The sequence below is a fragment of the Nocardiopsis suaedae genome, from assembly GCF_027706745.1.
Taxonomy (GTDB): Bacteria; Actinomycetota; Actinomycetes; order Streptosporangiales; family Streptosporangiaceae; genus Nocardiopsis_A; species Nocardiopsis_A suaedae.
In genome coordinates this window covers 1-11,758 of record NZ_JAQFWP010000113.1, presented here as the reverse complement: position 1 = coordinate 11,758, position 11,758 = coordinate 1, and the positions used below count along the sequence as shown (strand labels likewise).

The following is an 11,758-nucleotide window of genomic DNA, read 5'->3' as shown; positions in this document are numbered from 1 at the left end:
GGGCCCGCGCGGGTGTCGCTGGGTGCGCTTCCCGGCCCTCCCCCCCCTTAACGCGGCGTGGTCGCCCAGGTCATGGCGCTGCCGGGTTCAGGGTGGGCCGGGCGGGGCCGGGGTCGGGTGTCGGAGATGGCGAACCCTGGCCCCTGCGTCTCGCCATGCGGGAGGATCTCGCCGGAGGGGTGCACGTTGGTTGAGATCGGCCGTGGATCCGGGCCGCCGGGCGCATCCCGGCGAACCGGAACCCGCCTTTCGGGCACCACGACCCCTCTTGGGGCATCCTGCGTGGCGGAATGTACGCGTATTCGCGGATCGGGGGGCGAATCCACCGCGTGAGACCGCCGAATCCTCCCGTTCGCGCCCGGTATGCGCCCCTCGGTCGGCCTCCTCCGTGTTGATCTCGGGGAAAACGACGCTACCGGCGCGGTTTTAGCGTCGTTTTTCCCGAGATCAACACGGGCGGCCCGGCGGACGGCCGGGGCCCGTCAGCGGGGGACCGGCCGAGCCGCCGCCCGCCCGGACCGCGAGGGGCCGGGCAGACGGCAGGCAGGCCCGGGGAACCGGCCCAGCTCATGCCGTCGCCGCCGCCTCCCCTGAACTCCGCCGACCCGCCGGACGGCCGAGGGTCGGAGCGGGGTACCAGCTTCGCCGTCGCTGCCAAGAACGGTGACCACGCACCCACCCGGCGGCCGACAGCGCCACCGCTCGGGCCGCTGACCTGCGTCGTCGCCGCCCTCAACCCTGCACTCCGGTGGCCTGGCGGACGGCCGGGGTCCGCGAGTGGGGAACCGGCCGGTCCCGCCGTTGCCGCTCTCCACTCGGCACCCCGCCCACCCGCCGGACGACCAAGGCCCGTCGGCGGGGGACCTGCCGAGCCGCCACCGGGGGCGGGTGTGGGCCCTCGGCCGGACTCCCGGCTTCAGGGGGACGGTCTCATCCGGACACTGGCAGGGAGCGGCCCTTCGTCAGGCGGACGAGTTCGGCGTGGGTCGTCGGGAACACCGTCTCCGGTGTCCCGGCCGCCGCCCAGATGCGCTCGTAGTCGGCCAGCGCCTCGTCCACCACCGTCGTCAGCGGGGCCGGGTGCCCCACCGGGGCCACGCCCCCGATCGCCTGGCCCGTCGCCGTCCGCACCTGCTCGGGCCCGGCCCGGTCCAGCCGCGGCAGGTCGAGGCGGGCCGCCAGGGCCTTGGTCGCCACCCGGTGGCGCCCGCTCGTGAGCACCAGGACCGGCGCCTCCCCGGCCATGAACACCAGGCTGTTCGCGATCGCCCCGACCTCGCACCCCAGCGCCTGCGCCGCCAGCGCCGCCGTGCGGGCCGACTCCTCCAGCCGCCGGACCTGCGGCCGCACCCCCGCCGCCTGCAAGGCCTCGGCCACCCGCCTGCTGCGCTCGGGCAGCTCCTCCGGGGGCGTCTCAGGGGCCTTGTTCTCGGACATGGCGCTTCCTCCTCGGAGGGGACGGGGACCACGCGGCACGCGCGCGGGAATCGCCGAGCATCCTATGATCGGCCGCGGCACCGCACCACCGCGCGGCGGAGATCCGGGGCCCACGGTGGGGTGCGGGCGGTGCGGCGTTGGGGCCCCGCCGTGGCCTCCGTCCTCGCCTCGAGGGGTGCTGTCCCCCCGGCACGCCGGTCACACCGTGATCCAGCGTGACGCCAGCCTCGGCCCGCCGCCGTCGTGGACCAGCAGGCGCACCGGCCCACGCGGCACCGCGCACGCGGTGAACCCCCCGCCGCCGTCCACCGCGAACTCGCGCGCGCCGAACGGGCTGCGCACCTCCACCGCCCCGCCCAGCGGCGGCACCACCCGGCCCGCGACCCTGCGCTCATCACCCTGCTCGCTGATCTCCAGGCGCACCTCGACCCCCGACCCCCACAGCACCACATAGCGCGGCCCCGGAACCGCGCTCGGGCGCACCCCGCCGTGCCGCTCCAGCGAGTCGTCCACGACCTCGGCGACCGGCGCCTCCACCGCGCGGGCCGCGAACGCGCCGTCCGCCGCCCGCCGCACCCGCTCCGACATGGGCCCCGCCTGGGGCCTGCCCCGCCGCAGCTCGGCGATCAGCAGGTCGGCCCGCTCGTCCTCGCCCCGTCCCCGCACAGCGCCTCCCGCTCACACGTCCACCGTGTCCGATTCCCTCAACAGCCGCAGCAGCCGCCGCCGGGCCCGGCGGCGCACCGACGCCACCTCGTCCAGGGGCAGTCCGGTGCAGTCCGCCACCTCCGCCGCCGGAGCCCCCGGCCGGTGCAGGTCCAGCGCCAGCACCGTGCGCTCGGGCTCCTCGATCGCGGCGATGGCCTCCCGCACGCCGCGGCCCTGCTCGGCCCGCAGGAACTCCGACTCGGGGGTGCGGTGGTCGACCGGGTCCAGCAGCCGCTTCCCCTCCCCGGCCTCCAGGGCCCGCGCGCGCCGCGCGAGCAGCGCCTGCCGGGCCGCCTCCCGGTGCGCGGTCCGGGCGATCCACGACCCGATCCGCTCCGGGGAGCGGATCCCGTCGAGGTGCTCGGCGAGCCGGCACCACACGGTCTGGCAGGCGTCCTCGGCGTCCTGCCCCGCCAGGCCGTGGCAGCGCACCACGGCGTCGACCATCAGCTCGTAGCGCCGGATCAGACCCCGCCAGGCGGCGTGGTCCCCGGCGGCGGCCCGGCCCACCAGCTCGGCGGCGGAGGTGGAGGCGTCACGGGTCTGGTCACTCAACGGCGCCCCAAGTAGACTCACCGGACCTGCCACACCTGGGGTCACGCTAACCGCCGCGCAACCCTCCGCGGGCGGGAATGCCGGATCCGGCCACCTCCGCCCTGGTGCCATTGGTGCCCATGGGGCACAATGGCCCGAGGAGAACTCCCGAACGGACGGCTCCTCTGCGGAAGAACGAGGGCGACGGGGAAGCGCACTCGTTCGTATCAGGAGGTTCGGTGTCCGCACGTGGCGTCTTGTATGTCCACTCCGCGCCCGCGGCGCTGTGCCCACACGTCGAGTGGGCGGTCGCGGGCGTCGTCGGCGTGCCCGTGAAGCTCGACTGGGACGACCAGCCGGCGGCACCCGGCACGCACCGCGCGGAGTTGAACTGGCAGGGCGCGCCCGGCATGTCCGGCGCGCTCGCCTCAGCACTGAACGGCTGGCAGCGCCTGCGCTTCGAGGTGACCGAGGAGGCCACCCCGGGGTGCGACGGCGTGCGCTACAGCTACACCCCGTCCCTGGGCGTCTTCACCGCCGTCACCAGCGCCGCGGGCGAGGTCCTGGTCTCCGAGGCGCGCCTGCGCACCGCCATGGACCGCGCCGCCGCCGGCGAGGCCGACCTGGCCGATGAGCTGGACCGCCTCACCGGCCGGGTCTGGGACGAGGAGCTGGAACCCTTCCGCTACGCGGGCGACGGCGCCCCCGTCCGCTGGCTGCACGCCGCGGGCTGACCCGGTGGGCCCGCCCGGGGCGTGGGCGGGCCGCGGCGCCCGCCGTCAGCGCCCGTCCGGGGGAGGCCACGGACGGTCGGCCCGGCCCTGGCCGCGGTCGGGCGGGTGGTGGCAGGCCCCGCTCAGCGCCCCGGCGAAGGTGAACACGAACATGAACCCGATCGGGATCAGGGGCCAGAACGGCAGCAGCCCCCCGGCGATCACGCTGGTGACCCCCCAGATGCCGATCAGCACCACCGACACCGCGGCCAGCCCCCGCCACGGCTCCAGGCGGCGGTGCCACTCCCGGGACCGGTCGGCCTCGGGCACCTGCGCCTGCGGCCGCCGGGCGGGCGGCCGCACCACCTCCGGCGGCGGCGACGGCAGGTCCGCGGTCAGGGGGGCCAGGTCGCCCATGGTCACCGCGGCCATGGCCCGGTCCAGCCGCTCGTGGTACTCCACCAGGGCCAGCCTGCCCTCTTGGAGGGCGTGCCCCAGGTGCCGCGCGACGGCGTCCCGGTCGGCGTCCGAGGCGCGCATCCGCTCCGGCGGCAGACGTTCGTCGTCCATCCTCGTCACTCCCTCCGGCGCACCGGGGACCGGACCGCCTCCGGCCGCTCCCCGCTCACCGCCGACGGCCCGAGTTCTCGTCCGGCCAGATCGCGGCCGCGACCAGGATCGCGGCCCAGATCCCCAGCGGGACCAGCGGCCAGAACGGCAGCAGCGCGCCGCCCATGATGCTGGTCACGCCCCAGATTCCGGTCATGATCACGGCGCCGCCGAGCCACCAGCGCCACTCGTCGACCCACTCCTTCCACGGGGAGGCCGCCTCGCCCCCGGTGGCGGCGGCGACCAGCGGGCGCTCCTCGACCGGGGCCGGGGGCGGGGGCGGCTCGGGCAGGTCGGCGGTCAGGGCGCGCAGGTCGCCCAGGTGCACCGCCGCCATGGCCGCGTCCAGTCTGCGCTCGTACTCCTGCAGGTCCAGGCGGCCCTCCGCGAGGGCGGTCGCGAGGCGTTCGGCGGTGGCGTCCCGGTCGGCGTCCGAGGCGCGCATACGGCTCTCGGGAACGCGTTCGTCGTCCACCAACGCCCACCCCCTGCCGCATGATGATGGGAGATTTCACGATACGCGCCGCCGTGGCGGGAGAAAAGGCTCTCCCCGGGCGGGTGGGCCGGGCCGGGGCGCATGGGGCGCGGGTGCACGGCCGGTTCCGGGCAGGGCGGGGCCGAGGCGGCGGAGGTGCCGCGTCAGCGGCCGCGGCCGCCGGTGATCATCCCCGCGATGACGACCAGCGCCCAGATGCCCAGCGGGATGATCGGCCAGAAGGCGGTGGCCTCCCCGGCCAGGACGCTGGTCAGGCCCCAGATGCCGACCATGATGACCGCGCCCCCGGCCCACGGGCGCCACGCCTCGGCCTGCTCCTTCCAGACCGAGGGGGCGTTCGCCTCGCCGGCCGCGGCCAGGTCGATGGGCCCCTCCGGGCGGGGCGCGGGCGCGGAGGTGCCCGCGGGCGGCAGGTCCGCGGTGAGGGGATCGAGGTCGCCGAGGGTGACCGCGCTCAGGGCGGCGTCGAGGCGCTCGCGGTACTCGTCCTCCTTGAGCCGCCCTTCCGCGAGCGCGGCCGCGAGCCGCTCGGCTACGGCGTCGCGGTCGCTGTCGGCGGCCCGGTAGTCCCCGGGGCGCGCTGCGGAGCTCTCCATGGCCCGTCTCCTCGTTCCCCCGTGTCTCCCCGTCGCGAGTACGCCGTCGGCGGCCTCCCTACCGAGGGTAGACCCGCCGCCCGGGCAGGAGCATCGGCTCGTGGGCCGGTCCGGTGTCCTCCGAACGGAGGACACCGCCCAGGGCGCCAGGCCTCCCCTACCCGGCCCCGGCCCGCCCGCGCCACCAGCGCGCCACGTCCGCGCAGGCGGCCGGCGACGACGCCCCGATCAGGCCCGTGCTCTCGTACCCGCCCTGGAAGTCGAACGGCGTCCCGTCGAGCCGGACCAGCCCCGCCCCGACCTCCTCCAGGACCACCAGCGGCGCCGCCACGTCCCAGTCGCGCACCGGGACGTCCTTGACGAAGAGCCCGGCCGCCCCTTCCGCCACACGGCACAGCTTCAGCGCGATGCTCCCGCTCTCCCGGTAGGCCCCGAACCCGAAGTGCGCGTAGGCCTCGGCGGCGATCCCGCGCGGTTCGGGGGTGTTGTCCACCAGCGCCCCCGTCCCCACCGGGGCCGGTTCCAGGCGCGGCATCAGCACCCCGTTGCGGGTGGCGCCCAGCCCCCGCACCGCCGCGTACATCACGTCGTTCTCCGGCGCGTAGATGGCGGCCAGCACCGGCCGCCCGCCCTGCACCAGCGCCGCCTGCGTCACGTACCCGGGGAACCCGTGGGCGTAGCTCGCGGTGCCGTCGATCGGGTCGATCAGCCAGTGCCGCTCCGGCCGCGCCGCCACCTGCGAGGCCGCGTCCTCCTCGCTGAGCACCGGCACGTCCGGGGCCAGCGCCGACAGCCGCCCGCTCAGCTCCCGGTGCGCCCGCGCGTCGGCCCCGGCCTTGAACTGGGACCCCTCCCACACCCCGCGCACCGCGGAGGCGTCGGCGCGCCACTCCCGCAGCAGCACGCCGACCTCCAGCACCGCCGCCGTCAGCGGGGCCAGGAGCTCTCCTGGCGCGGCCCCGGGTCGGCTCACCTGGGCACCCGCACGGCGGGTTCGGGCTCGGGCTCGCGCATGGGCTCCGCGGCGGCCGGACGCACGCCCGCCGCGGCGAACGCCTCCTCGTCGATGAACTCGTCGGTCCAGCGGCGCACCATCACCACGCCCTCGCGCCACTCGTCGGCCAGTTGCGGCCCGCCGTCCACCGCCTGCGCCAGCAGGCCGCCGACCTCGTCCACCCCGGCCGCGGTGGTCAGCGGCGCGGTGGAGGAGAAGCGCGGGTTGATCTCGAAGATGCGCGGCTCTCCGGCGGCGTCCAGGGCGAGCTGCACGTTGAACGGCCCGTCGGCGCGCAGCTCGCGCTGGACGTCCCGGCACACCCGGGCGACGTGTTCGGCGCGCCGGGTGACCGCGAACTTGGTGACGCCCCTCTTGAGCACCACCTCCTTGGGCACCACGGCCTGTACCCGGCCGTCGCGCCAGACCACCACCGAGACCGTGAACTCGGTCCCGGCCACCTGTTCCTGCACCAGCAGGTCCTCGGGGGCGTGCCCGCCGGAGGCCAGCAGGCGGGACAGGTCGTCGGGGGTGCGGCACACGGCCACCCCGCGGCTGCCCCGCCCGGAGCGCGGCTTGACCACCACGGGGGTGCGCGGCACGCCCTCCCATTCCGAGGCGAGCGCGGTCGCCGGGACGGGCAGCCCGGCGGCGGCCAGGCGGCGCATCAGCGCGTACTTGTCCAGGCACGTGGCGATGAAGTCGCGGCGGGGCAGCAGCACCTGCAGCCCGGCGGCGGCCAGCCCGCAGGCGGGCAGCAGCTCCTCGTCGACCAGGGGGATGAGGGCGGACGCGTCCTCTTCGGCGCACACGCCCCGCAGCTCGGCGGCGAAGTCGGGGTCGGTGCCCGGCGGCACCAGGCGGCAGGCGTCGGCGAGGTAGAGGCCGGGCGCGGTGGAGTCGATGTCGGTGGCGACGACCCGGTACCCCAGACGCCGCAGGTGAAGGATGGTTCCTGACGTCGATGCCGAGCCCGCGGTCGTGACCACGACGGTCGGGCGCTCGGAAGGCTGTGCAACGGACACCGATGAACCTCTCCGCTCGATATGGACGGTGTGCATGGGTCGCGCACGGGACGGCAGTGGGTCGGGTGCTTCCGCGGCGGGTCCCGCCCCGGTGGGGGCGGCGCCGGGCCCGGCGGGGGTTGTCGATCCGTACATGTCGAGCGTAAAGCGGAGATCAGCGGGGCGCCCGGGGTTGGCCGGTTCCGGTTCGCAGGACAACCGGGAGGCCCGTTCGGGCGTGCTACCACGGGTTACTTCGCGGGCGCCCGGCACGGCCCGGCGGGGGCGTCCGTGCCCTGGGCGGCGTCCGGGGCGGCCCGGGAGGGACGCGCGTCCCCCGGGCCGGAGCACACCGCCCCGGCCCGGGGGCTGACCGCAAACGGTCAGCGCGGGGAGGCTAGCCGCTGGTGAGGGCGCCGGTCCGCTCCTCCAGGAAGGAGCGCAGGCCCTCGGGGCCCTCGTAGTGGTGGGCGTCGATGCCCTCGCGCTTGGCGGCGAGCACGTTCTCCTCGCGGTCGTCGATGAACGCGGTCCGCGCGGGCTCGGTACCCAGCTCGTCCAGGACGTGCCGGTAGACGGCGGGGTCCGGCTTGCACAGCCGCAGGTCGCAGCTGAAGAAGACGGAGCCGAACGGGGCGAGCACGGGGGAGTGGCGCAGCGCCCCGGCGATGTCGGCGGGGGCGTTGGACAGCAGGGCCAGCCGGACCCCGCGCTCGGCGAGGGCGCCGGCCAGGGCGGTCACCTGCGGGTCGGTGGGCAGCCAGGAGGCGAGGTCGGAGGCCCACAGCGCCTGGACGCGGGCGGTGTCCCAGGCGGCCCCGGCGCGCTCGGCCACGCGCGACCAGTACTCGGCGGCGGCCAGGCCCCCGTCGTAGGCGCGGCGCTCGCCCCAGTAGGCGTTCCAGAACCGGTCGGCGGGGACCCCGGCGAGGCGCTCCATCGCGGCCCGCTGGGTCTCGTCCTGCGGGCGGGAGAGGACCTCGCCGTAGTCGAAGATGACGGTGGAGCACCCGGATCGCACAGAATTCATGTTCGCGCACACTCCATTCGAGTTCGTACGAACGCCAGAGAACCAGAGTGTATGTGCGGTCGGGAGGGGCGTGCGGGGGCGGGGCGGGATGCGGCGGGTCACCCCGGCATCGTTGCCGGTGAGGGGGCGGTGGCCCCCGGCACGCCGGGGGCCACCGCCGTCAGCCGGGGGTCCGGGTCACTTCTGCTCGTACACGGGGGTGACGACGGCCCGCGCGATGGCCGTGAAGAACAGGTTGAACCCCAGGAACGCCGGGGTGGCCGAGGCGTCCACGTCCAGGCGGGGCGCCTCCACCGCGTGCACGGCGAACATGTACCGGTGCGGGCCGTGCCCGGCGGGCGGGGCCGCGCCGATGTAGCGGTTGCCCCCGGCGTCGTTGCGCAGGGTCACCGCCCCCTCGGGCAGTCCGGGGCCGCCCTCGCCGCCCGCCCCGGCCGGGAGCGAGGTGACCTCGGCGGGGATGTTGCACACCGCCCAGTGCCAGAACCCGCTGGCGGTGGGGGCGTCCGGGTCGAAGCAGGTGACGGCGAAGCTCTGGGTCCTCTCGGGGAAGCCCTCCCAGGCCAGGTGCGGGGAGACGTCCTCGCCCCCGGCCCCCATGATCCCGCTGACCTGGGCCATGGGGAGCGTCACCCCGTCGGCGACGTCCCGGCTGGTCACGGTGAAGGAGGGGACCTCGGGCAGGAACTCGTACGGGGAAGGCGGCTGGGCCACGGCGGGCCTCCTTGGTCTCGGTCGGACAGGTGCTCTCCACACGTCTATCGCGTCGCGGAGGCGAGCGCATCCGCACCCGGGCACGGCGGTGTCACCGCGTGTCGACGACCTGGAACACCTCCGCCAGGCGCCCCTCGGGCAGGCCGCCCTGGACCGCCGCGGCGCCCAGCCACTCGCGCAGGCGGGGTTCGAGGGCGGACACGTCGGGGATCTGGCTCTCGTGGCAGGCCAGCGCCGCCAGCTTGCGGTCGAAGACCTCGGTGATGTCCGACCAGTGGTCGGCCTCCCGGCCGTGCGGGATCCACACCTGCGGCACGGTCCACGCCTCCAGCCCCTCCTCGGCCAGCAGCCCGGGGTGGGCGTGCGGGTTGCGGGCGTCGGGGTACACGGCGTTGATCGCCGCCTCCCCGGTGGCCAGGTGGTCGGGGTGGCTCACCGCGATCCGCCGCCAGTCGCGGTCGGGGCTGGGCATGACCAGGCGCTGCGGCCGCACCTGGCGGATCACCCGGGCGATGTCGCGGCGCAGCTCCAGCGTGGGCAGCACCCGCCCGTCCGGGTACCCGAGGAACCGCACGTCGTGCACGCCGACCGCGGCGGCGGCCTTGCGCTGCTCGGCCCGGCGCAGCCCGGCCATGCCGGCCCCGTCCACGGTCCGCTCGTCGCCCCCGGCGTCGCCGTCGGTGACCATCAGGTAGACGACCTCGGTCCCGGCCCGCGTCCACAGCGCCACGGTGCCCGCGCACCCGAAGTCGACGTCGTCGGGGTGGGCCATCACCACCAGGGCGCGCTCGACCGTGTCCTGCTCGTCTGCGACCGGCATCGGCACCGGCCTCCTTCCGTCCCGGGGCGACCGTCCCCATCGTAGGTCCGGCCGGGCGCGCCGGGCGGGGCGCCCGCGCCGCGAGGGGCGCGGGGGACGGTGGCAGGATGGCGGGGCCCACCCGCGGGGAACCGCCGCGGCGTGGGGGCCGAGACGACGAGGAGGCAGCGGTGGATCTGGGCATCGAGGGCCGGTCCTACATCGTGACCGGGGCGACGAGCGGGCTGGGCCTGGCGACGGCCCACGCGCTCCTGGAGGACGGGGCGCGGGTGCTGGTGTCCTCGCGCGGACCCGAGCGGGTCGAGGCGGTCGCCGCCGAACTGGAGGCCGAGCACCCGGGCCGGGTGCGCGGGCTGGCCGCCGACAACGGCGACCCCGACGCGGCCGGACGCCTGGTGGAGGCCGCCGCCGAGGCGTGGGGCGGACTCGACGGGCTGCTGGTGAGTGTCGGCGGACCGCCCCCGGGCGGGGTGCTGTCGGCCACCGACGAGCAGTGGGCGGGCGCGTTCGACACCGTCTTCCTGGGCGCGCTGCGGCTGGCCCGCACCGCCGCCGAGCGGATGGGGGAGGGCGGCGCGATCGGGTTCGTGCTCTCCAGCTCGGTGCGCCAGCCCATCGCGAACCTGGCGATCTCCAACGGGCTCCGGCCGGGCCTGGCGATGGCGGCCAAGACCCTCGCCGACGAGCTGGGTCCGCGCGGAATCCGGGTGAACAGCCTGCTGCCGGGGCGCATCTCCACCCCGCGCATCCAGGAGCTGGAGGCGGCCGCGCCCGAGGAGTCCCGCAAGCGCGACGCGGCCGTCCCGCTCGGGCGGGCCGGGCGCCCCGACGAGTTCGGGAAGGTGGCGGCGTTCTTGCTCTCCCCGGCGGCGTCGTACGTCACCGGCTCGTGCGTGGCCGTGGACGGCGGGGCGATCCGCTCGCTCTGAACGCGCCCCGGACGCGCCCGCGCGGCCGGTCCCCGGTCGGCCCTCAGCGCCGCACGGGCCGGCCGCGCGCCGCCTTGCGCCGCATGTCGCGGAGGTAGAGGTCCCGGGGCAGGGTGCGCACGCGCAGGGGGAGGCGCGGGTAGAGGGCCCTGACCACGGAGAAGAACCGGTCGAACCGGCGGCGTCGGCGCTCGTCCCACTCCAGCCCGAACCCTTCGCGGATGTTCGGCGGGAGCATGCCCGAGGCGACGAAGCGCTGCACCGCGGTAAGGGGGCGCAGGGCCCGGTTGCGCGGGGTGAACAGGTCCCGGGCGATGCCCCGCGCGGCGTCGCCCACCTCGATGCCCTCGACCGTCTCCTTCCAATAGCGCTCGAAGGAGGGGAGGTCGGCGGGCCAGCGGTCCCCGGGGCAGCCCAGCGAGGTCGCGAACAGCGCGCACTGGCCGAGCAGCTCCTCCTTCTCGTCGGGGGAGAGCTCGCCGAAGACGAGCCCGTGGATCCGGACGGCGCCCTCGTAGAGGGTGGCCGCCACCCACACCTGGAGGTCGGGGTCGCGCGCGTCGTAGCCGGGGCCGACGACGTGCCGGTGCACCGCCCGCACGATCCGCGCGACGCGCTCCGCCTCCTCGCGGGTGCCGAAGACGGTCCCGTAGACGAAGGTGAGGGTCCCGCGCAGGCGGTCCAGGGGGCGGGAGGCGAAGTCGCTGTGGTCGCTGACCCCCTGCCCGACGGCGGGGTGGGCGACCTGGAGGAGGATGGCGTACGCCGCCGCCAGGAGTGTGGACGCCTCCCGGTTCACCCGCCTGATGGCCGTGTCGTCGGCGAACATCCCCTGTCCCATGGGGCTCACGGTAACCGGCCCCGCGAGGGGAGGAAAGCGGACGCACGGGTTTGCGCAGGCAGTACGGCCGCACCGGGGCGGGGCGGCTCGGCTGGTGCCCCGCTGACGGGCCCTGGCCGGGCGGCGGGTGGCCGGGGTGCGGGGTGGAGGGCGGCGACGACGAAGGCGGGTGGGCCTACCTGGTGCGTTGTCGGCCGCCCGGCGCGCGGATGGTCACCGCAGTTGGCGGCGACGGTGAGAGCGGGGTGGTTCCCCGGGCCTGCTTGCCGGGCGGCGGATTCCTCGCGGTGCGGGTGGGCGGCTCGGCGGGTGCCCCGCTGACGGGCCCTGGCC

The 11,758-nt window shown here is 76.3% G+C and carries 15 protein-coding genes; 3 read left to right on the top strand and 12 right to left on the bottom strand.

Features of this window, described 5'->3' with window-relative positions:
- Window positions 1–930 precede the first annotated feature (930 nt).
- From O4U47_RS30605 to O4U47_RS30595, 3 genes are all read right to left on the bottom strand, one after another.
- Entirely contained in the window at window positions 931–1,437 is a 507-nt protein-coding gene (locus O4U47_RS30605; RefSeq protein WP_270681481.1) for a YbaK/EbsC family protein, read from the bottom strand.
- Between the two features lie 198 nt (window positions 1,438–1,635).
- Window positions 1,636–2,103 carry a hypothetical protein gene (locus tag O4U47_RS30600; RefSeq protein WP_270681480.1) on the bottom strand — a complete coding sequence of 156 codons (468 nt, stop codon included), beginning with the start codon at window positions 2,101–2,103 and terminating at the stop codon, window positions 1,636–1,638.
- A 12-nt stretch (window positions 2,104–2,115) separates the two neighbouring features.
- The gene (locus O4U47_RS30595; RefSeq protein ID WP_270681479.1) at window positions 2,116–2,700 is read right to left on the bottom strand and encodes an RNA polymerase sigma factor; all 585 of its coding nucleotides are present in this window, start codon (window positions 2,698–2,700) and stop codon (window positions 2,116–2,118) included.
- Between the two features lie 218 nt (window positions 2,701–2,918).
- On the opposite strand from O4U47_RS30595, the gene O4U47_RS30590 reads away from it, so the two are divergent.
- Window positions 2,919–3,413, top strand: coding sequence for a DUF3145 domain-containing protein (locus tag O4U47_RS30590; RefSeq protein WP_270681478.1), 495 nt, complete (start codon window positions 2,919–2,921; stop codon window positions 3,411–3,413).
- Window positions 3,414–3,458: 45 nt separating this feature from the next.
- Here the strand turns inward: O4U47_RS30590 and O4U47_RS30585 are convergent, their stop codons facing one another.
- The 8 genes from O4U47_RS30585 to O4U47_RS30550 all read right to left on the bottom strand — a co-directional run bounded on the left by O4U47_RS30585 (window position 3,459) and on the right by O4U47_RS30550 (window position 9,655).
- Window positions 3,459–3,962 carry a DUF1707 SHOCT-like domain-containing protein gene (locus tag O4U47_RS30585; protein ID WP_270681477.1) on the bottom strand — a complete coding sequence of 168 codons (504 nt, stop codon included), beginning with the start codon at window positions 3,960–3,962 and terminating at the stop codon, window positions 3,459–3,461.
- Between the two features lie 55 nt (window positions 3,963–4,017).
- A complete protein-coding gene (locus tag O4U47_RS30580; protein ID WP_270681483.1) occupies window positions 4,018–4,446 on the bottom strand; it encodes a DUF1707 SHOCT-like domain-containing protein in 429 nt (142 codons plus the stop codon).
- Between the two features lie 194 nt (window positions 4,447–4,640).
- Entirely contained in the window at window positions 4,641–5,093 is a 453-nt protein-coding gene (locus O4U47_RS30575; RefSeq protein ID WP_270681476.1) for a DUF1707 SHOCT-like domain-containing protein, read from the bottom strand.
- Between the two features lie 157 nt (window positions 5,094–5,250).
- Window positions 5,251–6,066: a 3'(2'),5'-bisphosphate nucleotidase CysQ family protein gene (locus tag O4U47_RS30570; protein ID WP_270681475.1), complete on the bottom strand. Its 816-nt coding sequence runs from the start codon at window positions 6,064–6,066 to the stop codon at window positions 5,251–5,253.
- Window positions 6,063–7,076, bottom strand: a complete 1,014-nt coding sequence (locus tag O4U47_RS30565) for an ATP-grasp domain-containing protein (protein WP_270681482.1) — start codon at window positions 7,074–7,076, stop codon at window positions 6,063–6,065. The genes O4U47_RS30570 and O4U47_RS30565 overlap by 4 nt, the downstream gene beginning before the upstream one ends.
- A 412-nt stretch (window positions 7,077–7,488) precedes the next feature.
- Window positions 7,489–8,121: an HAD family hydrolase gene (locus tag O4U47_RS30560; RefSeq protein WP_270681474.1), complete on the bottom strand. Its 633-nt coding sequence runs from the start codon at window positions 8,119–8,121 to the stop codon at window positions 7,489–7,491.
- 177 nt (window positions 8,122–8,298) lie between these two features.
- Complete coding sequence (locus O4U47_RS30555; RefSeq protein WP_270681473.1) at window positions 8,299–8,835, bottom strand: YbhB/YbcL family Raf kinase inhibitor-like protein; 537 nt, start codon at window positions 8,833–8,835, stop codon at window positions 8,299–8,301.
- A 91-nt stretch (window positions 8,836–8,926) separates the two neighbouring features.
- Window positions 8,927–9,655: a PIG-L deacetylase family protein gene (locus O4U47_RS30550; protein ID WP_270681472.1), complete on the bottom strand. Its 729-nt coding sequence runs from the start codon at window positions 9,653–9,655 to the stop codon at window positions 8,927–8,929.
- Window positions 9,656–9,825: 170 nt separating this feature from the next.
- On the opposite strand from O4U47_RS30550, the gene O4U47_RS30545 reads away from it, so the two are divergent.
- Window positions 9,826–10,584 carry an SDR family oxidoreductase gene (locus O4U47_RS30545; RefSeq protein WP_270681471.1) on the top strand — a complete coding sequence of 253 codons (759 nt, stop codon included), beginning with the start codon at window positions 9,826–9,828 and terminating at the stop codon, window positions 10,582–10,584.
- A gap of 43 nt (window positions 10,585–10,627) precedes the next feature.
- Here O4U47_RS30545 and O4U47_RS30540 read toward each other — a convergent pair whose 3' ends face one another.
- Entirely contained in the window at window positions 10,628–11,425 is a 798-nt protein-coding gene (locus O4U47_RS30540) for an oxygenase MpaB family protein (protein WP_270681470.1), read from the bottom strand.
- Between the two features lie 50 nt (window positions 11,426–11,475).
- Here O4U47_RS30540 and O4U47_RS30535 point away from each other — a divergent pair.
- A partial coding sequence (locus O4U47_RS30535; protein ID WP_270681469.1) for a hypothetical protein occupies window positions 11,476–11,758 on the top strand: 283 nt, incomplete at its 3' end.

Bases quoted from the DNA above. Each gene is read 5' to 3' on its own strand.
- O4U47_RS30605 (WP_270681481.1), bottom strand. From the start codon at position 1,437: ATGTCCGAGAACAAGGCCCCTGAGACGCCCCCGGAGGAGCTGCCCGAG.
- O4U47_RS30540 (WP_270681470.1), bottom strand. From the start codon at position 11,425: ATGGGACAGGGGATGTTCGCCGACGACACGGCCATCAGGCGGGTGAAC.
- O4U47_RS30580 (WP_270681483.1), bottom strand. From the start codon at position 4,446: ATGCGCGCCTCGGACGCCGACCGGGACGCCACCGCCGAACGCCTCGCG.
- O4U47_RS30550 (WP_270681472.1), bottom strand. From the start codon at position 9,655: ATGCCGGTCGCAGACGAGCAGGACACGGTCGAGCGCGCCCTGGTGGTG.
- O4U47_RS30585 (WP_270681477.1), bottom strand. From the start codon at position 3,962: ATGGACGACGAACGTCTGCCGCCGGAGCGGATGCGCGCCTCGGACGCC.
- O4U47_RS30575 (WP_270681476.1), bottom strand. From the start codon at position 5,093: ATGGAGAGCTCCGCAGCGCGCCCCGGGGACTACCGGGCCGCCGACAGC.
- O4U47_RS30560 (WP_270681474.1), bottom strand. From the start codon at position 8,121: ATGAATTCTGTGCGATCCGGGTGCTCCACCGTCATCTTCGACTACGGC.